This window comes from Pseudomonas sp. GW456-12-1-14-TSB6 (assembly GCF_059424205.1).
Map to the genome: position 1 here is coordinate 25,327 of NZ_JBWKZE010000003.1, position 18,998 is coordinate 44,324.

Consider the following 18,998-nt stretch of genomic DNA (forward strand, 5'->3'; position numbering starts at 1 on the left):
CCGTCGAGAGTATCGAATCAATGCCGCACATTTTGATCGTCGAAGACGAAACCATTATCCGCTCCGCCTTGCGCCGCCTGCTGGAACGCAACCAGTACCAGGTCAGCGAAGCCGGTTCAGTGCAGGAAGCACAAGAACGCTTCAGTATTCCCACATTCGATCTGATCGTCAGCGACCTGCGTCTGCCGGGTGCTCCGGGCACCGAGCTGATCAAGCTCGGCCAAGGCACACCGGTGCTGATCATGACCAGCTACGCCAGCCTGCGCTCGGCGGTCGACTCGATGAAGATGGGCGCGGTGGATTACATCGCCAAGCCTTTCGACCACGATGAAATGCTTCAGGCTGTCGCGCGGATCCTGCGTGATCGCCAATCGGCGCCTGCCGCTGGCGAGGCAGTTGCTGCCAAACCGGCCAATGGCAGCGGCAAATCCGCCATCGACAACAGCAATGGCGAAATCGGCATCATCGGCTCGTGTCCGCCGATGCAGGATCTTTACGGCAAGATCCGTAAAGTCGCGCCGACCGATTCCAACGTGCTGATCCAGGGTGAGTCCGGCACCGGTAAAGAGCTGGTGGCCCGCGCCCTGCACAACCTGTCGAAACGCGCCAAGGCGCCGATGATCTCGGTGAACTGCGCCGCCATCCCGGAAAGCCTGATCGAGTCCGAACTGTTCGGCCACGAAAAAGGTGCGTTCACCGGCGCCAGCGCCGGTCGCGCCGGTCTGGTGGAAGCGGCGGACGGCGGCACGCTGTTCCTCGACGAAATCGGCGAGTTGCCGCTGGAAGCCCAGGCTCGCCTGCTGCGCGTGTTGCAGGAAGGCGAAATTCGCCGGGTGGGCTCGGTCCAGTCGCAGAAAGTCGATGTCCGCTTGATCGCGGCGACCCACCGGGACCTCAAGAGCCTGGCGAAAATCGGCCAGTTCCGTGAAGACTTGTACTACCGCCTCCACGTGATCGCGTTGAAACTGCCGGCCCTGCGCGAGCGCGGCGCCGACGTCAACGAAATCGCCAATGCGTTCCTCGCTCGTCAGAGCGCGCGCATCAACCGCACCGACCTGAAATTTGCCGCCGATGCCGAACAGGCGATCCGGCACTATTCCTGGCCGGGTAACGTGCGGGAGTTGGAAAACGCCGTCGAGCGCGCGGTGATTCTAAGCGAAAGTCCGGAAATCTCTGCCGACCTGCTGGGCATCGACATCGAACTGGGCGATCTGGAGGACGACGAATTCATCGGCCTGCCGGCGCAACCGGCCGGTAACGCCAGCAACAGCAGCCACGAACCGACGGAAGACCTGTCACTGGAAGACTACTTCCAGCATTTCGTGCTCGAGCATCAGGACCACATGACCGAGACCGAACTGGCGCGCAAACTGGGCGTCAGCCGCAAATGCCTGTGGGAACGTCGTCAGCGTCTGGGCATTCCACGGCGCAAGACCGGGGTCGCCAGCGAGAGCTGAACGTTACCTGTCGAGTGTGCGGGTTACCGTTGAAGAGGTGAAAAAACTGTTACCTCAGTCTTTTCACGTAACAGAAGCCGGGGTTATCGGTAACGAAACCCCGGCTTTTTTTCGCCCTGCGAAAACGGTTATATCGACCTAACCCCTTGTTTTATTGGGGTTCGCAAAAGTTGGCACGGCACCTGCTATATGTTTGGTACAAGAACAATAACAAGCAATGCACAAGACAATAAAAATAAGACGAATCGACTCACGCACAATAAAAACAAGACGGCGAGAGGCGCAGCTAACTGATTCTTTTGGAGAGGCGTTGTATTTGGGGCTAGCCCCACGACCAGGCCGAGAACAACAAAAACTGTCTTAAGACAGAGCCTGTACTGGTTGGATCGCAAGATCACTGCAACACAGCGACCAAAGCAATCCGTTTGCTCTTGGCTCCCGATTGGGAGGGTCATGAAGGGAAAGCTTCATGACGAGGGCACTCAACAAAAACAAGAAGCCCGAATCAATAATAAAAAGAGCACGCAACTACTTCTTGGGGAGCTTCGGCTCCCCTTGTAGTTTCTCCTTTACGGCAAATCTCTCCTTCACACGCCCCTACACCCCTCTAGCCCGCGGCTTGCAGCGCAAAACGGCAGCGTCCTACACCATCCCTCGACTAAATGCTAGAATCCTGGCCCATCATGCGGTCATTCTCTGGTATGGCCGAACATTCCTTCAAACAGTGCATCCCATGCTGAAGAAGCTGTTCCAGTCATTCCGAACTCCCCTGCGTCGTACGCAACACATCCGTAGCACGCCTGAAGTCCTCAACAGCGGCCAACATTCGCTGCAAAAGGCGCAATTCAGCCGGTACGCGGTCAACATCGTCGAACGTCTGCAGGGCGCCGGCTACCAGGCGTACCTGGTTGGCGGTTGCGTGCGAGACATGCTGCTGGGCATCACACCCAAAGACTTCGACGTCGCCACCAGCGCAACCCCCGAGCAGGTCCGCGCCGAATTTCGCAATGCGCGGATCATCGGCCGCCGCTTCAAGCTGGTACACATCCATTTCGGTCGCGAAATCATTGAAGTCGCGACCTTCCGCGCCAATCACCCGCAAAACGAAGACGACGAAGACAGCAACCAGTCTTCGCGCAACGAGAGCGGGCGTATTCTGCGCGACAACGTCTACGGCACCCTGGAAGAAGACGCGCAACGCCGCGACTTCACCATCAACGCCCTGTATTACGATCCGGTCAGCGAGCGCATCCTCGACTACGCCAACGGCGTACACGACATCCGCAACCACCTGATCCGCCTGATCGGCGACCCAAAGAAACGTTACCAGGAAGACCCGGTGCGGATGCTGCGGGCCGTGCGTTTCGCCGCCAAGCTCAATTTCGGTATCGAGAAGCACACCGTCCAGCCGATCCGCGAGCTGGCACCGATGCTGCGCGAAATCCCGTCGGCCCGCCTGTTCGAGGAAGTGCTCAAGCTGTTCCTCTCCGGTCATGGCGCGATCACCTTCGAGATGCTGGTCGACCTGCAACTGTTCGCGCCGCTGTTCCCGGCCAGTGCCGATGCGCTGGAACACAACCCGGAATACACCCACACGCTGATCAGCGAAGCACTGACCAACACCGACCTGCGGATCAAGCAGAACAAACCGGTGACCCCGGCGTTCCTGTTTGCCGCCCTGCTGTGGCCTGCCCTGCCGGCCCGCGTGTTGCGTCTGCAAGAGCGCGGCATGCCGCCGATTCCGGCCATGCAGGAAGGTGCTCACGAACTGATCGCCGAGCAGTGCCAGCGCATTGCCATTCCAAAACGTTTCACCATGCCGATCCGCGAAATCTGGGACATGCAGGAACGCCTGCCACGCCGCAGTGGCAAACGTGCCGACCTGTTGCTGGACAATCCGCGCTTCCGTGCCGGCTACGACTTCCTGCTGTTGCGTGAAAGCGCCGGCGAGCAGACCGATGGCCTGGGCGAATGGTGGACCGATTATCAGGACGCCAACGACAGCGAACGTCGCGACATGATCCGTGACCTCAGCGGTAAGGGTGATGACGCCAGTGGTGCACCGCGCAAGCGTCGCCGCAGCAGCGGTTCCAAGCGCAAACGCGCCGGCGCACCGAGCGCCACGGGCGAATAAGGCATGGAACGCATCTACATCGGCATGGGCAGCAACCTGGCTGACCCGGCCGAACAACTGCGCAGCGCGGTCGACGCGCTGGGGCAATTGCCCGACACCGAACTGGTCGGCGTGTCTGCCTTCTACCAAAGCGACTCCCTGCTGCCGGGGCAACCGCGTTATACCAACGCGGTTGCCGCGCTCGACAGCGCGCTCGCCCCACTGGATCTACTCGATGCCTTGCAGGCAATCGAAAACGATCAGGGCCGCGAACGCCTGGAGCGCTGGGGCCCGCGCACGCTGGATCTGGACATTCTGCTGTTCGGTGATCGCCTGATCGACGAACCGCGCCTGAAAGTCCCGCATTACCACATGCAGGAACGCGCGTTCGTTCTCTATCCTCTGGCCGAACTGGCGCCCGAAGATCTGTGTCTGGCCGATGGCCGCACCCTTGCCGATTTGCTGGCGGCCTGCCCGTTCGTCGGCCTCGAACGCCTCTCCCACGCCTGACACAAACCGCTGATGCGGGAGCCAACCGGCTCCCGCATTTTGCTTTCTTGTAGGACAAAAACCCCGCAGATCAGGCCCGCCGGCCCGCTGAATCGCATCAGTAACGCCGGTAACACTCCCCTCGTAACAATGCGGTAACACATGCAATTGACTTCCTGAGGCCTCATCACGACTATAGGCGTCCCGCTGCCGCCAACCCGGCATACAAGGGCGCAATCCAGGCCTTATAAGCACGACGAAAGAGCGTGCGCCTGAATAGATGACGAATCACGCGCGTTACTCGCAGTAGTTTCCAAAGCGCCTGAACGAGGATTTCTTACATGCCAGCCATCACCCTGACCACGCTCCAGAGCCTCAAGCAGAAAGGTGAAAAGATCACCATGCTGACCTGCTATGACGCGACCTTCGCCCACGCCTGCAACGAGGCCGGTGTCGAAGTGCTGCTGGTGGGCGACTCCCTCGGCATGGTCCTGCAGGGTCACGACAGCACCCTGCCGGTGACCACCGCAGAAATGGCCTACCACGTTGCCAGCGTCAAACGCGGCAACTCTGATGCCCTGATCCTGGCCGACCTGCCGTTCATGGCCAACGCCACCCTCGAACAAACCATGACCAACAGCGCCCTGCTGATGCAGGCCGGCGCGCACATGGTCAAGGTCGAAGGCGCCTTGTGGCTGGCGGACTCGATCCGCCTGCTGGCCGAGCGCGGTGTGCCGGTCTGCGCCCACATGGGCCTGACCCCGCAAGCCGTGAACATTCTGGGTGGCTATAAAGTGCAAGGTCGCAACGAAAACCAGGCTCGCCAGATGCGCGCCGACGCGATCTCGCTGGAGCAGGCCGGTGCAGCCATGCTGCTGCTCGAATGCGTGCCGAGCGAACTGGCAGCTGAAATCAGCCAGGCCGTGAAGATTCCGGTGATCGGCATTGGCGCCGGCAGCGACACCGACGGTCAGGTGCTGGTACTGCACGACATGCTCGGCCTGTCGATCAGCGGCCGCGTGCCGAAGTTCGTGAAGAACTTCATGCAGGGTCAGGACAGCATCCAGTCCGCGCTGAAGGCTTACGTCAGTGAAGTCAAAGCCACCACTTTCCCCGGGATCGAACACGGATTCTCTGCATGAACACCGTCAAAACCGTACGTGAACTGCGCGCCGCCGTGGCGCGCGCCCGCAGTGAAGGCAAGCGCATCGGCTTCGTGCCGACCATGGGCAACCTGCACAGCGGCCACATCGCGCTGATCACCAAGGCCACCCAGCGCGTGGACTTCGTGGTTGCGAGCATTTTCGTCAACCCGCTGCAGTTCGGCGCCGGCGAAGACCTCGACAAGTACCCACGCACCCTCGCGGCAGATCAGGAAAAACTGCTGGAAGCCGGATGCGATCTGCTGTTCGCCCCGACCGTCGAGGAAATGTACCCCGACGGCATGGCCGGTCAGACCCGGGTCAGCGTGCCGCAACTGTCCGAAGGCCTGTGCGGCGCCAGCCGTCCGGGGCACTTCGAAGGCGTGGCAACGGTGGTCAGCAAGCTGTTCAACATGGTCCAGCCGGACCTGGCGATCTTCGGCCAGAAAGATTTCCAGCAACTGGCGGTGATCCGCGCGCTGGTGCACGACCTGAACATGCCGATCCAGATCATTGGCGAGCCGACCGTACGCGCCGCCGACGGTCTGGCGCTGTCCTCGCGCAACGGTTTCCTCAGTGAAGAACAGCGCGCCGTGGCGCCGGTGGTCTATCGCACCCTGAGCAGCATTGCCGAGTCGATCAAGCAGGGCGAGCGCGACTTCCCTGCCCTGATCCAGGCGCAACGCCAGCAACTGGAAGCCGCCGGCCTGCGTCCGGACTACCTGGAAATCCGCCATGCCCTGACCCTGCGTCCGGCAACGGCGGAGGATCGCGATCTGGTGATTCTGGTCGCGGCCTTCCTCGGCACCACCCGGTTGATCGACAACCTGCATCTGAATCTCGATACCCCCGCCTGAACACCGGCAGACGCTGTGGAAGCAACCCCGCTTCCACAGCTTTTGCACGCGCTTGCAGACCGTATTGCTGAGCACCTGCCCATCGGGCAAACTTCCCGCCGTTCGACGCCACGCGATAAGCAGGGACTTGCTCGCATTACCCGCCGTCTGTCGGCCCCGTCTGTTATCAATGTTAAAAAAGTACCGAAAACAGGTCAGACAAAGCCAAGACAGATCGCGGCGCTGGGTTTACTGTATTCGCCCTGCGCCAAAGTAATCGTGTCGACGCAGTTGCCCCCTCGCCCAAACATGGCGGGGAGGTCTTTTCAGTGTTCAAAAGGCCGTTCAAGTAAAAAGGAAAACCGCAGCGATGGCGTACTACCGCACTCCTCATGACGTTACCGCTCTGCCTGCCTGGCAAGCGTTGAAAGATCACCGCCAAGCCATGCAGGATTTCAGCATGCGCGAAGCCTTCAACGCCGATCCGCAGCGCTTCAATCAGTTCACTCTCAGCAGCTGCGGACTGTTTCTCGACTATTCGAAGAATCTGATCAACGCCGAGACCCGCAACCTGCTGGTGGGTCTGGCCAATGAAGTCGATCTCAAAGGCGCGATCAAGGCGCTGTTCGACGGCGAAATCGTCAACTCCTCCGAAGGCCGCCCGGCGCTGCACACCGCCCTGCGTCGCCCGGTCGGCGACAAACTGTCGGTCAACGGCGTCAACGTGATGCCTGAAGTACACAAGGTGCTGAACCAGATCACCGATCTCGTGGGCCGCATCCACGACGGTCTGTGGCGCGGTTACACCGAGAAGCCGATCACCGACGTGGTGAACATCGGCATCGGTGGCTCGTTCCTCGGCCCCGAGCTGGTCTCCGAAGCCCTGCTGTCCTATGCCCAGAAAGGCGTGCGTTGCCATTACCTGGCGAACATCGACGGCAGCGAATTCCACGAGCTGACGCAAAAACTGCGCGCCGAGACCACGCTGTTCATCGTTTCGTCGAAATCGTTCAACACCCTCGAAACCCTGAAAAACGCCCAGGCCGCACGCGCCTGGTACCTGGCTCAGGGTGGTTCGGAAGCCGAGCTGTATCGCCACTTCATCGCCGTATCGAGCAACAACGCGGCGGCCGTGGCCTTCGGTATCCGCGAAGAAAACATCTTCCCGATGTGGGACTGGGTCGGCGGTCGTTACTCGCTGTGGTCGGCCATCGGTTTGCCAATCGCGCTGGCCATCGGCATGTCCAACTTCAAGGAATTGCTGTCCGGTGCCTACACCATGGACCAGCATTTCCAGAGCGCGCCGTTCGAACAGAACATGCCGGTGCTGCTGGCCCTGCTCGGCGTGTGGTACGGCAACTTCTGGGGCGCGCAAAGCCACGCGATCCTGCCGTACGACCACTACCTGCGTAACATCACCAAGCACTTGCAACAGCTGGACATGGAATCCAACGGCAAGAGCGTGCGCCAGGACGGCACCGCGGTGTCGACCGATACCGGCCCGGTGATCTGGGGTGGCGTCGGCTGCAACGGTCAGCACGCTTACCACCAGTTGCTGCACCAGGGCACCCAACTGATCCCGGCCGACTTCATCGTGCCGATCGTCAGCTTCAACCCGGTCTCCGACCACCATCAGTGGCTGTACGCCAACTGCCTGTCGCAGAGCCAGGCGCTGATGCTCGGCAAGACCCTGCCGGAAGCCGAAGCGGAACTGCGCGACAAGGGCATGAGCGAAGACCAGGTGCAGAAACTCGCACCGCACAAGGTGATCCCGGGCAACCGTCCGAGCAACACCATCGTGGTCGAGCGCATCAGCCCGCGTCGTCTCGGCGCATTGGTGGCGATGTACGAACACAAAGTCTTCGTGCAAAGCGTGGTCTGGGGCATCAACGCCTTCGACCAGTGGGGCGTGGAACTGGGCAAGGAACTGGGCAAGGGCGTGTATAACCGTCTGGTCGGCAGCGAAGAAACCGCCGCCGAAGACGCGTCCACCCAAGGCCTGATCAACTACTTCCGCGGCCGTCACCGCGGCTGATCCAGCCCCGAACACACCCCCTCGCCATGAGGGGGTGTTTGTTTACAGGTATTGAACCCTCCCTGCTCTCGGCGCATCTTTATCCTTGTCGCACAACAAGAATAAGGAACCGTCATGTTCGATATCAGCACGTTCCCCAAAGCCGATGCCGTCCGCCGGGCTGCACAGTTGAGTCAGGACGACTACCAGCGCCTGTACCGCGAATCCATTGAACACCCCAGCACCTTCTGGGCCGAACAGGCCACCCGCTTCCTCGACTGGAGCACGCCGTGGCAGACCGTCCAGCGCTATGACCTGAAGACCGGCGAAGCCGCCTGGTTTGCCGGTGGCAAGCTGAACGTCAGCTACAACTGCATCGACCGCCATCTGGAAACGCGCGGCGATCAGACCGCCATCCTCTGGGAAGGCGACGACCCTGCCGAATCGACACAAATCACTTACAGCAAACTTCATCACCACGTCTGCCGCCTGGCCAACGTGCTGAAAAGCCGTGGCGTGAAGAAAGGCGACCGGGTGTGCATCTACATGCCGATGATCCCCGAAGCGGCCTACGCGATGCTCGCCTGCGCGCGGATCGGTGCGATTCATTCGGTGGTGTTTGGCGGTTTCTCCCCGGACTCATTGCGTGACCGCATTCTCGACGCCGACTGCCGCACCGTGATCACCGCCGACGAGGGCGTGCGCGGTGGCAAATTCGTGCCGCTGAAACAGAATGTCGACAAGGCCCTGCAGAGTTGCCCAAATGTCAGCACCGTCGTGGTGGTCGAGCGCACCCAGAACAACGTCGACTGGGTCGAAGGCCGCGACCTCTGGTATCACCAGGCCGTGCGCGACGTCAGCGACGATTGCCCGCCGGAACCGATGGACGCCGAGGATCCGCTGTTCATCCTCTACACCTCCGGCAGCACCGGCAAGCCCAAGGGCGTGCTGCACACCACCGGCGGGTACCTGCTGCAAGCGGCAATGACCTTCAAGTACGTGCTCGATTACCGCGACGGCGAAGTGTTCTGGTGCACCGCCGACGTCGGCTGGGTCACCGGCCACAGTTACATCGTCTACGGGCCGCTGGCCAACGGCGCCACCACCCTGATTTTCGAAGGCGTGCCGAGCTACCCGAGCACTTCGCGATTCTGGCAGGTGATCGACAAACATAAGGTCAACATCTTCTACACCGCCCCCACTGCCCTGCGCGCGTTGATGCGTGAAGGCGCCGGGCCGTTGCAGGAAACGTCGCGGCAAAGCCTCAGATTGCTCGGCAGTGTCGGTGAGCCGATCAACCCGGAAGCGTGGGAATGGTATTTCAACGTAGTCGGCGAACAGCGCTGCCCGATCGTCGATACCTGGTGGCAGACCGAAACTGGCGGCATCATGCTCAGCCCCCTGGTCAGCGCCCAGCGGATCAAACCGGGCTGCGCCACCCAACCGATGTTCGGCGTGCAACCGGTGCTGCTCGATGAGCACGGCAAGGAGATCAAAGGCGCCGGCAGCGGCGTGCTGGCGATCAAGTCGAGCTGGCCGGCGCAGATCCGCAGCGTTTACGGCGACCCGCAGCGCATGGTCGACACCTACTTCAAGCCCTACCCCGGTTACTACTTCACCGGCGACGGCGCCCGCCGTGACGAGGACGGCGATTACTGGATCACCGGGCGCATCGACGACGTGATCAATGTCTCCGGCCATCGCATCGGCACCGCCGAGGTAGAGAGCGCGCTGGTGCTGCACGACAGCATCGCCGAGGCCGCTGTGGTCGGCTATCCCCACGACGTCAAAGGCCAGGGGATTTATGCGTTCGTCACACCGATGAATGGCACCGAGCCCAACGATGAGCTGAAGAAAGAACTGCTGGCCCACGTCAGCAAGGAAATCGGCAGCTTCGCCAAACCGGACCTGATCCAGTGGGCCCCGGCCCTGCCGAAAACCCGCTCGGGCAAGATCATGCGGCGGATACTGCGCAAGATCGCCTGCAACGAGCTCGACAGCCTCGGCGATACCTCAACCCTGGCGGATCCGAGCGTGGTGCAGGGCTTGATCGATAAACGCTTGAACCAATAGGAGCAGCGGCAAGCGGCGAGCTTCAAGTTTGAAGCTCGCCGCTTCCCGCCAAGTTGCTGCTAAACTCCCGCGCCCCGATTCCCTTCAGCAAGGCGCCCGCATGTCTTCCTTGAACCTGGCGCTGCGCGCCGCTCTCGATCAACGCCAGGATCTGCTCGCCGAGCTGCACCGCCAGGGCACCGACTGCTATCGGCTGTTCCACGGCAGCCAGGAAGGCGCCGGCGGCCTGACCATCGACCGCTACGGCCCGCAACTGATGGTGCAAAGCTTCCACCAGACCCTGGCGCGTGAAGACCTGCTGCAACTGCACGCCATGGTCAACCAGACTCTTGGCCTGGAAACCCTGCTGGTCTACAACGACCGCTCCCGTGGCAACTCACGGATCGATCGTGAAGACAGCGTCTACCGCGCCGACGACGCGGCACTGGCCGATCTGATCGGCCACGAATGGGGCCTGAACTATCGCGTGCGCGGACGTCACGCCGGGCAGGATCCGCTGCTGTTCCTCGACCTGCGCAACACCCGCGGCTGGGTCAAGGATCACGCCAAGGGAAAAAGTGTGCTCAACCTGTTCGCCTATACCTGCGGGGTCGGTCTCAGCGCGGCGGCCGGCGGTGCGCGCGAGGTGTGCAACCTGGATTTCGCCGAGGGCAATCTGGCAGTCGGCCGCGAGAACGGCCAGCTCAATCCGCACCTGCCGACCATGGAATTCATCCAGTCCGACTACTTCCCGGCCATCCGCCAACTGGCCGGCCTGCCGATCAGCCAGCGTCGCGGGCAGAAACTGCCGAGCTATCAGCGTCTCGAACAGCGCCAGTACGATCTGGTGCTGCTCGACCCGCCCGCGTGGGCCAAGAGTGCGTTCGGCACCGTCGACCTGCTGCGCGATTATCAGAGCCTGCTAAAGCCGGCCCTGCTGACCACCGCCGAGAATGGCGTGCTGATCTGCTGCAACAATCTGGCGAAAGTCAGCATGGACGACTGGCGCGAACAGGTGCTGCGCTGCGCCGAAAAAGCCGGGCGGCCGGTGCGTGAGTGGAGCGTGATGAACCCGGGCCGCGACTTCCCGTCGCTGGATCAGCAGCCACCGCTGAAGACCCTGATCCTTCAGCTCTAAGCGTTGCCAAGGAAATTTCCCACGGAAAAATCTGAACAATCCTGAGCATGGGCAATTGCTTCGGAACCGGAATCGCGTGCCATACTCCAAGGCACTCCGATTCAGACAGATGAAGCCGCACATGCCCAAAGGATTGATTCGCGCGATTGGCGCCCTGTTGACTGCCCTGGCCCTCTACAGCCTGCTGGGGTTCCTGATTTTGCCGGGCATTGCGCTCAGGGTGGTGAATCAGCAACTGGCCAACTACGCCACAGTGCCAGCGCATCTGCAACGTATCGAACTCAACCCTTTCAGCCTTGAACTCACGCTGTGGGGCCTGGTGATCGGCGAGCCGGGCAAGGAACAGGTCGGCTTCGAACGTCTGTATGCCAACCTGCAACTCGACAGCCTGTGGACCAAAGCCCTGCATCTGTCCGACATCGAACTGGAAAAATCCAGGACCGAGATCCTGTTCGCCAAGGACGGTCAGCTCAACCTCCTCGGTCTGTTCAAGCTCCCGGCCAGCGAGCCCACCCCGGCCGATCCCGACGCCAAACCGTTTCCGCTGCGCATCGACCGGATCCAGCTGGCCGGCGGCAACCTGCATTTTGTGGATGCGCGGCCCAGCGAGCCGATCGAGTTTCTCTACGACAAGCTCGACTTCGAGCTGAAAAACCTCAGCACCCTGCCCGAAGACAACGCCGACATGACCCTCGTCGCGATCGGCCCGGCCGGTGGGCAGATCGACTGGAAAGGCAACTTCAGCCTGATCCCGATCGCTTCCGAAGGCACGCTCAAGATCACCGACGGCCAGATGAAAGCCTTCTGGCCCTACGTGCGTGATGCCGTGCCACTGGTGCTGGAAAACGGGGTCGTCAGCCTGAGCACCGACTACAAGCTCAACCTGTCCAAGGAAACCGAACTGCTGCTGAGCAACGTCGCGGTCAATATCGCGCCGTTCGCCATCAAGGCGCCGGACGGGCGCCCGCTGGCGAAACTCGAGCGTCTCGACGTCAGCGACACCACGGTGGACCTGGCCAAACAGCAAGTGGTGGTCGGCAAGATCCGCAGTCAGAAACTGGAAACCTGGGCAGCCCTGGAAGCGGACGGCCAACTGGATTGGCAAAAACTGTTCGCCAGCCAGCCGTCGAAACCCGCCGCAAAAGCGGCTGCCGAACCTGCGAACACACCGGCGGCAGCCGACTCGCCGAAACCCGAACCGACCGCGCCGAGCAAACCGTGGCAAGTGTTGATCAAGGACGTGCAACTGCGTGACTACAAAGTGCATCTGGCCGACCGTTCGGCGAAGCCCGAAGTCACTTTGGATGTCACGCCCCTGAACGTCGATCTGCAGAATTTCGACAGCCTCAACGGCTCGCCCTTCAACCTCAGGCTCGACACCGGGCTGGGCAAGCAAGGCAAGATCAGCGCCGATGGTGTGGTCAATCTGGCGCCGGTCACCGCACAGCTCAACGTGAAAACCCAGGACATCGACCTGCGGGTCGCGCAGTCCTACATCAACCCGTTCATTCGTCTCGAACTGCGCAGCGGCATGCTCGGCAGCGACCTGAAAGTGAACCTGAAAAGCACTGACCCGCTGGCCCTCAGCGTCACCGGTCGTGCTCAGATCGATCAGTTGCACACCCTCGACACCCTGAAAACCCGCGACTTCCTGAAGTGGCAGCAAGTGGTGGTCGAAGGCCTGAACTATCAGCACGGCGACAGCCTGTCGATCGACAGGGTCAACCTGTTCCAGCCGTATGCGCGGTTCATGATCAATGATGATCGCACCACCAACATCGACGACCTGCTGATTCCGCAGCCGGCCGATTCCGGGGCGAAGACCGCCGCGGCGAAACCGGCGAGCAATGACAAACCGCTGGGTATTCACATCGGCGGCATCGCGATCAACGACGGCTCGGCCAACTTCGCCGACTTCAGCCTGACCCCGAACTTTGCCACGGCGGTCCAGCAACTCAACGGCCAGATCGGCACCATCGACAGCCGTCAGGCGAAACCGGCCAGCGTCGACATCAAGGGCAAGGTCGACCGCTATGCGCCGGTGACCATCAAAGGCGCGGTCAACCCGTTCGACCCGATGGCCAGCCTCGACATCGCCACCAGTTTCAAACGGGTCGAACTGACCACCCTGACGCCCTACTCCGGCAAGTTCGCCGGCTACCGCATCCGCAAGGGCCGGCTCAACCTCGACCTGCATTACCTGATCACCAAAGGCCAGCTCAAGGCCGAGAACAAAGTGGTGGTCGAGCAACTGCAACTGGGTGAGAAAGTCGACAGCCCGGATGCCGTGAGCCTGCCGCTAAAACTGGCGATCGCCCTGCTCAAGGACGTCGACGGCAAGATTTCCATCGAACTGCCGGTCACTGGTGACCTGAACAATCCGCAATTCAGCGTGATGCCGATTGTCTGGCAGACCCTGCGCAACCTGATCGTCAAGGCTGCCGCCGCACCGTTCAAGCTGATTGGCGGTCTGGTCAGCGGTGGCGGCTCGGAAGACCTCGGCACCGTGTCCTTCGCACCGGGTTCCAGCGACCTGAGCAAAGACGCCGAAGCGGCGCTGGTGAAGCTGTCGCAAGCGCTGAAGGAACGTCCGGCCCTGCGCCTGGAAATCGAAGGCACTGCGGCAAAAAGCAGTGATGGCCCGTTGCTCGCCGAACAGCGCCTGGAACGTGAATACCAGTACAACTACTACAAGATGCTCCAGCGCCGTGGCGACAAGGTGCCGGCGCAGGCTTCGCTGATCCAGGTCCCGGATAACGAAAAAGGCCCACTGCTTGAGGGCATCTATCGCACCCGCCTGAAAACCCAGCCACCGGCCGAGTGGAAGGATCTGGGCAAGGAAGAACGCACCGCGAGAATGCGCGCCGACGTGATCAAGTTCTGGAGTTCCAGCGATGTGCTGCTGCGCCAGCTCGGTCAGGACCGTGCCAGCAGCATCAAGGATTACCTGGTAGACAAGGGCCAACTGGCCGACGATCGTGTGTACTTCATCGACGCCAACCTCGGCGAAGCGGAAAGCGACGGCCGGGTGGTGACGCAAATGCATCTGGATGCCGAGTGATGAACCCAAAGTGGCTGGCTGCACTGGGGCTGGTGTTTCTCGCCAGTCAGGCTGCGGCGTCCGATACCTTGCGCTGCGGCAGCCAGTTGGTGAGCCTTGGCGACCGCGCCAGCGAGGTGCTGCAAAAATGTGGTGAGCCGGTCGGTCGCGATCTGCTCGGTTACAAGCGCAGCGCCAACCGTCGTGAAGAGTTTCAGGTCGAGGAATGGACCTACGGCCCGAGCAACGGCATGTATCAATACCTGCGCTTTGAAGGCAATCGCCTGAAGCAGATCAACAGCAAACGCGGCAATTGACCTTCCCCGCCTTTTCCGGCCCCTGAATAGAACAGGCCCCGACATGAATGCCGGGGCCTGTAATGGCCACATTCCGTGTGGCCGGTCGCATGAACTCTAAAGTGCGGCAGACGTATTGCTCGGCCCGCCTGTCGCGTCTTCTCCCGGTCCAGGCGAGAAGTCTTGCCTTACTCGGCTTTCAGGCCGTCAGCGGAGACCGCTTTCACGCCTTTGATTTTCTTGGTGATGTTCACAGCGGTGGTTTTCTGAGCTTCGGTGATCGCGACGTCAGAAGACAGGGAAACCACACCTTTGTTGGTTTCAACTTTGATGTCGGTACCAGGAATGCCTTTTTCGGTTACCAGGTCGCTTTTGACTTTGGTGGTGATCCAGGTATCGGAAGTAGCTTCTTTAGCCTTGGTGACTTCACCGGCAGCCAGGGTCATTGGAGCCTGAGTGGTCTGGGTCGATTGAGCAAATGCACCCGAAGCCATGGTCAGGGTCAGCGCGGTAGCAGCAGCGGCAGTGATAGCGAACTTCTTCATACGAGTAACTCCTGTTTTTCTGGAAAGTCTGCTGGTTGTCTTGTCAGCAGGGTTACTGGAGATATTGCGAACGCTGTGCCAACTTTCAAAATTAGATTAAAACCTTATAAATCAATAACTTATAAATGTCGCATTTTTTCGGAATCATGCAAATTGCATGAGTCGTGAAATATCTACATGCAAGTTGCGGCTTTTCGGAAAGTTCCTAACAGCCTGAAATTATTGAAGCTTTTGTGAAGTGTCGCGCAATGAAAAATGCCCCGCATTGCGGGGCATTTTTGTAGTCCATCAACAAATCAGGTACCGCTCGCAGTACAGCCTTTTGGCGAATAATCCGGCGCCACCGTTGTGGCACATGTCCATACACCTGCCCCCGTACCGGAAGAGCGAGTAAGCGTGATGGTTTTGTCCAGTACCGGACCCGGAGCGTTTTTGATCGTGCAAACAATTGAACCGGCGCCCGACGAAGCGGTGCCCGAAGCCGTAACAGAACAATTGGAGGTTGTAACCGTTGCACTGCCCGCCACATTAGTCAGCGTAGGATCGGTGCCTTGGTTAATCACATCCTCGAACGGCACTTTCATTGCCGAGATCTCGGCCAGCCCAGCCGTCACCTTCGACCGCGCCTGATATTTGGAGTACTGCGGCAGCGCCACAGTGGCGAGAATACCGATGATCGCCACGACGATCAGCAGCTCGATCAGAGTGAAACCCTGTTGTTTATTCATAGACACGCTCCATGCATGAGTCGAAATCTCATGATCTGTTCAAGACTCAGCACAGCCCGTGCCAAACGCTGGCAACCCATACCCGCTGGGCGCCATCCGGCTGACATGCCGATTCCTACAACCCGTAACCGCACTATCTGACACTTTTTGTCACCCGCACTCCACGTGTATGGCGCTGTCACTTGACTAGGCTATAAGTCATGAACGGCAAGCACGTGGAAACCCCATGAATGACATCGCTCTGAGCGGTCTGGCCAAGCAACTGGTCCAGGCCGAATTGCTCACGGAAAAGAGTGCCCAGCAAGCCTGGCAACAGGCGCAGCGCAATCGCCTGTCGCTGGTCAGTTACCTGGTGCAGAACAAACTGGTGAAGAGCTGGCAGGTCGCGGAAATTGCCTCGGAGCATTTCGGCATGGCATTTCTCGACCTCAACTGCCTCGACAAGGAAACCCAGCCCAAAGGCCTGGTCAGCGAAAAACTGGTGCGCCAGCACCACGCCCTGCCCCTCTGGCGGCGCGGCAACAAACTGTTCGTGGGGATTTCCGACCCGAGCAATCATCAGGCGATCAATGACATTCAGTTCAGCACCGGGCTGAGCACCGAAGCCATTCTGGTCGAGGACGACAAGCTCACCGACGCCATCGAAAAATTCTTCGACACCCACGCCACCGGCCTGGAGGAAATGGCCGATGTCGACCTCGACGGGCTGGACATCGAGTCGGTCGACGACAGCAAACAGGACACCCTCGGCGGCATCGATGCCGACGATGCCCCGGTAGTGCGCTTCGTCCACAAGATGCTGCTGGACGCGATCAAGAGCGGCTCATCCGACCTGCACTTCGAGCCTTACGAAAAGAACTACCGGGTGCGGGTGCGCACCGACGGCATTCTGCGGGAAGTGGCCAAGCCGCCGATTCAACTGGCCGGGCGCATCGCTGCACGCTTGAAGGTCATGGCCAGCCTCGACATTTCGGAGCGACGCAAACCCCAGGACGGGCGGATCAAGATGCGTCTGTCGAAAAGCAAGTCGATCGATTTCCGGGTCAACACCCTGCCCACCCTCTGGGGGGAGAAAGTGGTGATTCGGATCCTCGACCCGTCCAGCGCCCAGATCGGCATCGATGCCCTTGGCTACGAGCCGGAGCAGAAAGACCTGTACATGGCCGCGCTCAAACAGCCGCAAGGCATGATTCTGGTGACCGGCCCAACCGGCTCGGGCAAGACCGTGTCGCTGTACACCGGGCTGAACATCCTCAATACCGTCGACATCAATATCTCCACGGCCGAAGACCCGGTGGAAATCAACATGGAAGGCATCAACCAGGTCAACGTCAATCCCCGTCAGGGACTGGACTTTGCCCAGGCCCTGCGCTCGTTCCTGCGTCAGGACCCGGACGTGATCATGGTCGGCGAAATCCGCGACCTCGAAACCGCCGAAATCGCGATCAAGGCCGCCCAGACCGGTCACCTCGTGCTGTCCACCCTGCACACCAACAGCGCAGCAGAGACCCTCACCCGCCTGCACAACATGGGCATCCCCGGCTTCAACATCGCAACCTCGGTGAGCCTGATCATTGCCCAGCGCCTGGCGCGAAAACTCTGTAGTCATTGCAAGAAACCCATCGAGATCCCCCGGGAGACCCTGATCAAGGAAGGTTTCCCCGAGGAACGCATCGGCCATTTCACGATCTATGAGCCCTCTGGTTGCGATCACTGCAACGGCGGGTACAAGGGTCGCGTGGGAATTTATGAAGTGGTGAAGAACACCCCCGAGCTGCAACGGCTGATCATGGCCGAGGGCAACTCACTGGAAATCGATACCCAGATGCGCCGGGACGGCTTCAACGACCTGCGCACCTCGGGCCTGATCAAGGCCATGCAAGGCATCACCAGCCTTGAAGAAATCAACCGGGTCACCAAGGACTGAACATGGCGGTCAAGGCAGCGAAAATCAGTGTCTACGCCTGGGAAGGTACGGACCGCAAAGGCAGCAAAGTGACCGGCGAGTTGAGTGGCCAGAACCCCGCACTGGTCAAGGCCCAGTTGCGCAAGCAAGGCATCAACCCCGGGAAGGTGCGCAAGAAATCCGCCTCGTTGCTGAGCTTCGGCAAGCGCATCAAGGCCCAGGACATTGCCCTGTTCACCCGGCAGATGGCGACCATGATGAAGGCCGGCGTGCCGCTGTTGCAGTCGTTCGACATCATTGGCGAAGGCTTCGAGAACCCGGCCATGCGCAAACTGGTCGACGAGGTGAAACAGGAAGTCGCCGCCGGCAACAGCTTCGCCGCCGCGCTGCGCAAGAAGCCTCAGTATTTTGACGAGTTGTACTGCAACCTGGTGGATGCCGGTGAACAGTCCGGCGCCCTCGACACCCTGCTGGAACGGGTCGCGACCTACAAGGAAAAGAGCGAAAGCCTCAAGGCCAAGATCAAGAAGGCCATGACCTACCCGTCGGCCGTAGTGCTGGTGGCGGCGGTGGTCACCGGGATTCTGCTGGTCAAGGTGGTGCCGCAGTTTCAGTCGGTGTTCTCCGGCTTCGGTGCCGAACTGCCGGCCTTCACGCTGATGGTGATCAGCCTGTCCGAATTCATGCAGCAATGGTGGTGGGCGATTCTCGGTGCGCTGGTGGCCGCGTTTTTCGGCACCCGCCATGCCCTGAAAAAATCCCAGGCCCTGCGCGATCGACGCGACGCCTGGTTTCTCAAGCTGCCGCTGGTGGGCACATTGATGTACAAGTCCGCCGTGGCGCGGTTTGCCCGGACCCTGTCGACTACCTTCGCCGCCGGTGTGCCGCTGGTGGAAGCGCTGGACTCGGTGGCCGGTGCCACCGGCAACGTGGTGTTCAAGCGTGCCGTGCTGCGCATCCGCCAGGACGTCTCTACCGGCATGCAGCTGAATTTCTCGATGCGTTCCACCGGCATCTTTCCGAACATGGCGGTGCAGATGACCGCCATCGGCGAAGAGTCCGGCGCACTGGACGAGATGCTCGACAAGGTCGCAGGTTTCTATGAGGACGAAGTGGACAACATGGTCGACAACCTCACCAGCCTGATGGAGCCGTTCATCATGGTGGTGCTGGGGGTGATCGTCGGCGGTCTGGTGGTGGCGATGTACCTGCCGATCTTCCAACTCGGCTCAGCGATCTGAC

General features: G+C 60.5%; 14 protein-coding genes. 12 read left to right on the forward strand and 2 right to left on the reverse strand.

The window, feature by feature from the left end; genetic code table 11:
• Nucleotides 1-20 precede the first annotated feature (20 nt).
• The 10 genes from AC07Y2_RS03230 (at nucleotide 21) to AC07Y2_RS03275 (ending at nucleotide 14,598) form a co-directional block, all read left to right on the forward strand.
• Nucleotides 21-1,457, forward strand: a complete 1,437-nt coding sequence (locus AC07Y2_RS03230) for a sigma-54-dependent transcriptional regulator (RefSeq protein ID WP_103385442.1) — start codon at nucleotides 21-23, stop codon at nucleotides 1,455-1,457.
• Nucleotides 1,458-2,190: 733 nt separating this feature from the next.
• Entirely contained in the window at nucleotides 2,191-3,591 is a 1,401-nt protein-coding gene (locus AC07Y2_RS03235; RefSeq protein ID WP_064599472.1) for a polynucleotide adenylyltransferase PcnB, read from the forward strand.
• A 3-nt stretch (nucleotides 3,592-3,594) separates the two neighbouring features.
• Complete coding sequence (gene folK, locus AC07Y2_RS03240) at nucleotides 3,595-4,080, forward strand: 2-amino-4-hydroxy-6-hydroxymethyldihydropteridine diphosphokinase (protein ID WP_103385443.1); 486 nt, start codon at nucleotides 3,595-3,597, stop codon at nucleotides 4,078-4,080.
• 320 nt (nucleotides 4,081-4,400) lie between these two features.
• Nucleotides 4,401-5,201, forward strand: coding sequence for a 3-methyl-2-oxobutanoate hydroxymethyltransferase (panB, locus tag AC07Y2_RS03245; protein WP_039771642.1), 801 nt, complete (start codon nucleotides 4,401-4,403; stop codon nucleotides 5,199-5,201).
• A complete protein-coding gene (panC, locus tag AC07Y2_RS03250) occupies nucleotides 5,198-6,058 on the forward strand; it encodes a pantoate--beta-alanine ligase (protein WP_007959604.1) in 861 nt (286 codons plus the stop codon). Before panB ends, panC begins: the two co-directional genes overlap by 4 nt.
• Before the next feature lie 349 nt (nucleotides 6,059-6,407).
• Nucleotides 6,408-8,072 (forward strand): glucose-6-phosphate isomerase, encoded by a 1,665-nt coding sequence (gene pgi / locus AC07Y2_RS03255; protein ID WP_039771644.1) that lies wholly within the window; start codon nucleotides 6,408-6,410, stop codon nucleotides 8,070-8,072.
• A gap of 114 nt (nucleotides 8,073-8,186) precedes the next feature.
• Nucleotides 8,187-10,124, forward strand: coding sequence for an acetate--CoA ligase (gene acs, locus AC07Y2_RS03260; RefSeq protein WP_103385444.1), 1,938 nt, complete (start codon nucleotides 8,187-8,189; stop codon nucleotides 10,122-10,124).
• Nucleotides 10,125-10,224: 100 nt separating this feature from the next.
• Entirely contained in the window at nucleotides 10,225-11,241 is a 1,017-nt protein-coding gene (locus AC07Y2_RS03265; RefSeq protein ID WP_103385445.1) for a class I SAM-dependent rRNA methyltransferase, read from the forward strand.
• A gap of 109 nt (nucleotides 11,242-11,350) precedes the next feature.
• Nucleotides 11,351-14,302: a DUF748 domain-containing protein gene (locus tag AC07Y2_RS03270; RefSeq protein WP_103385446.1), complete on the forward strand. Its 2,952-nt coding sequence runs from the start codon at nucleotides 11,351-11,353 to the stop codon at nucleotides 14,300-14,302.
• Nucleotides 14,302-14,598 (forward strand): DUF2845 domain-containing protein, encoded by a 297-nt coding sequence (locus tag AC07Y2_RS03275; protein ID WP_074691468.1) that lies wholly within the window; start codon nucleotides 14,302-14,304, stop codon nucleotides 14,596-14,598. The genes AC07Y2_RS03270 and AC07Y2_RS03275 overlap by 1 nt, the downstream gene beginning before the upstream one ends.
• Before the next feature lie 167 nt (nucleotides 14,599-14,765).
• Here AC07Y2_RS03275 and AC07Y2_RS03280 read toward each other — a convergent pair whose 3' ends face one another.
• Together AC07Y2_RS03280 and AC07Y2_RS03285 are read right to left on the reverse strand one after the other, a co-directional pair.
• Nucleotides 14,766-15,122, reverse strand: a complete 357-nt coding sequence (locus AC07Y2_RS03280; protein ID WP_011335977.1) for a BON domain-containing protein — start codon at nucleotides 15,120-15,122, stop codon at nucleotides 14,766-14,768.
• A 296-nt stretch (nucleotides 15,123-15,418) separates the two neighbouring features.
• Nucleotides 15,419-15,850: a pilin gene (locus tag AC07Y2_RS03285; RefSeq protein ID WP_039771655.1), complete on the reverse strand. Its 432-nt coding sequence runs from the start codon at nucleotides 15,848-15,850 to the stop codon at nucleotides 15,419-15,421.
• Nucleotides 15,851-16,076: 226 nt separating this feature from the next.
• On the opposite strand from AC07Y2_RS03285, the gene pilB reads away from it, so the two are divergent.
• Both pilB and AC07Y2_RS03295 read left to right on the forward strand, forming a co-directional pair.
• Nucleotides 16,077-17,777 (forward strand): type IV-A pilus assembly ATPase PilB, encoded by a 1,701-nt coding sequence (gene pilB, locus AC07Y2_RS03290; RefSeq protein ID WP_103385447.1) that lies wholly within the window; start codon nucleotides 16,077-16,079, stop codon nucleotides 17,775-17,777.
• Nucleotides 17,778-17,779: 2 nt separating this feature from the next.
• A complete protein-coding gene (locus AC07Y2_RS03295; protein WP_103385448.1) occupies nucleotides 17,780-18,997 on the forward strand; it encodes a type II secretion system F family protein in 1,218 nt (405 codons plus the stop codon).
• Nucleotide 18,998 lies beyond the last annotated feature (1 nt).

Excerpts from the sequence above, each read along its gene's own strand:
- AC07Y2_RS03230 (WP_103385442.1), top strand. The coding sequence starts at position 21 with ATGCCGCACATTTTGATCGTCGAAGACGAAACCATTATCCGCTCCGCC.
- AC07Y2_RS03235 (WP_064599472.1), top strand. The coding sequence starts at position 2,191 with ATGCTGAAGAAGCTGTTCCAGTCATTCCGAACTCCCCTGCGTCGTACG.
- folK (WP_103385443.1), top strand. The coding sequence starts at position 3,595 with ATGGAACGCATCTACATCGGCATGGGCAGCAACCTGGCTGACCCGGCC.
- panB (WP_039771642.1), top strand. The coding sequence starts at position 4,401 with ATGCCAGCCATCACCCTGACCACGCTCCAGAGCCTCAAGCAGAAAGGT.
- panC (WP_007959604.1), top strand. The coding sequence starts at position 5,198 with ATGAACACCGTCAAAACCGTACGTGAACTGCGCGCCGCCGTGGCGCGC.
- pgi (WP_039771644.1), top strand. The coding sequence starts at position 6,408 with ATGGCGTACTACCGCACTCCTCATGACGTTACCGCTCTGCCTGCCTGG.
- acs (WP_103385444.1), top strand. The coding sequence starts at position 8,187 with ATGTTCGATATCAGCACGTTCCCCAAAGCCGATGCCGTCCGCCGGGCT.
- AC07Y2_RS03265 (WP_103385445.1), top strand. The coding sequence starts at position 10,225 with ATGTCTTCCTTGAACCTGGCGCTGCGCGCCGCTCTCGATCAACGCCAG.
- AC07Y2_RS03270 (WP_103385446.1), top strand. The coding sequence starts at position 11,351 with ATGAAGCCGCACATGCCCAAAGGATTGATTCGCGCGATTGGCGCCCTG.
- AC07Y2_RS03275 (WP_074691468.1), top strand. The coding sequence starts at position 14,302 with ATGAACCCAAAGTGGCTGGCTGCACTGGGGCTGGTGTTTCTCGCCAGT.
- AC07Y2_RS03280 (WP_011335977.1), bottom strand. The coding sequence starts at position 15,122 with ATGAAGAAGTTCGCTATCACTGCCGCTGCTGCTACCGCGCTGACCCTG.
- AC07Y2_RS03285 (WP_039771655.1), bottom strand. The coding sequence starts at position 15,850 with ATGAATAAACAACAGGGTTTCACTCTGATCGAGCTGCTGATCGTCGTG.
- pilB (WP_103385447.1), top strand. The coding sequence starts at position 16,077 with ATGAATGACATCGCTCTGAGCGGTCTGGCCAAGCAACTGGTCCAGGCC.
- AC07Y2_RS03295 (WP_103385448.1), top strand. The coding sequence starts at position 17,780 with ATGGCGGTCAAGGCAGCGAAAATCAGTGTCTACGCCTGGGAAGGTACG.